The sequence below is a fragment of the Polaromonas sp. P3_C2 genome (genome assembly GCF_056402675.1).
Map to the genome: position 1 here is coordinate 1 of NZ_JBFUGX010000905.1, position 1380 is coordinate 1380.

The 1380-nt window shown below is 64.2% G+C and carries 1 protein-coding gene; it reads left to right on the top strand.

Features of this window, described 5'->3' with window-relative positions; translation table 11 throughout:
* Positions 1–119 precede the first annotated feature (119 nt).
* A complete protein-coding gene (locus tag AC1DWI_RS23235; RefSeq protein ID WP_477669363.1) occupies positions 120–1310 on the top strand; it encodes a PLP-dependent transferase in 1191 nt (396 codons plus the stop codon).
* Positions 1311–1380 lie beyond the last annotated feature (70 nt).

Below are 1380 nucleotides of genomic sequence, written 5' to 3' on the forward strand. Positions count from 1 at the left end.
GTCCTTGCCGATGCTGCCCGGAGGGTTGTTTTCTGCTTGCCAATTCCATGTCCCCTGGATGGCCGAATTACCCCGAACGAGGGTTGAGCAGCGCTGGAAAACTGCCGTAATATCGCTGCATGAGCGATTCTCCATCCGACATTTCCACCACCCTGATCCACCACCCCTACAAGCCCCCCGCCGGGTTTGACGCCATACCGCCCGGGGTCTACAAGGCCTCCACCATTGCCTTTCCGACAGTCGCCGCGCTGCGCAGCCGCGACTGGAAGCACAAGACCGGCTACACCTACGGCCTGCACGGAACCCCCACCACCTTCACGCTGGAAGAGCGCATCGCCACCCTGGAAGGGGGCAAATACTGCACGCTGGTGCCCAGTGGCCTGGCGGCAGTGGTGCTGGTTGGCATGGCGCTGCTTAAGGCCGGCGACGAACTGCTGATTCCCGACAATGCCTACGGGCCGAACAAGAGCTTCGCGCAGGGCGAGCTGGCCGCCTGGGGCATCACCCACCGCTTTTACGACGCGATGAACCCGGCCGACCTGGCCGCCAAGCTGGGCCCCAAAACCCGGCTGGTGTGGATCGAAGCGCCGGGCTCCATCACGCTGGAGTTTCCCGACATGCCGGCGCTGGTCGCCACCATCAAGGCGCACCAGAATGCCCACCCCGCCGGCATCGTGACCGCGCTCGACAACACCTGGGGCGCCGGCCTGGCTTTCAATGCATTTGACCTGGGGCTCGATATTTCGGTCCAGGCCCTGACCAAATACCCCAGCGGCGGTGCCGATGTGCTGATGGGCTCCGTCGTCACGCGCGACGAGGCGCTGCATCATCTGGTTCACTTTTGCCACATGCGCGTCGGCTACGGCATAGGCGGCAACGATGCTGAACTGGTGTTGCGCGGCCTGAACAGCATGGCCTTGCGTTATGCCGCGCAGGATGCCGCGACGCGGGAGCTGGCCGGCTGGCTGCAAACCCGGCCGCAAATCGCGGCCGTGCTGCACCCGGCCTTGCCCGGCTCGCCTGGCCATGAAACCTGGAAGCGCGACAGCAGGGGCGCCGCCTGCCTGATGAGTGCCGTCTTCAAGCCGGAGTTCACGCAGGACCGGGTGGACCGCTTTTGTGACAGCCTCAAGCTCTTCAAACTGGGCTATAGCTGGGCGGGCCCCGTGAGCCTGTGTGCGCCGTACGACATACCGGCCCTGCGCACCACGGCATGGCCGTACAAGGGGGGTCTGGTGCGCTTTTCGGTGGGCCTGGAGGCCGTTACGGACCTGCAGGCGGACATTGCCCAGGCGCTGGAAAAAGCCTGATCAAAGGCTTGGCATACCGTGACGGCAATGCAGTACAGTAAGGGTTACCTATTCACGAAAGCACGCAGTG

Excerpts from the sequence above, each read along its gene's own strand:
- AC1DWI_RS23235 (WP_477669363.1), top strand. The coding sequence starts at position 120 with ATGAGCGATTCTCCATCCGACATTTCCACCACCCTGATCCACCACCCC.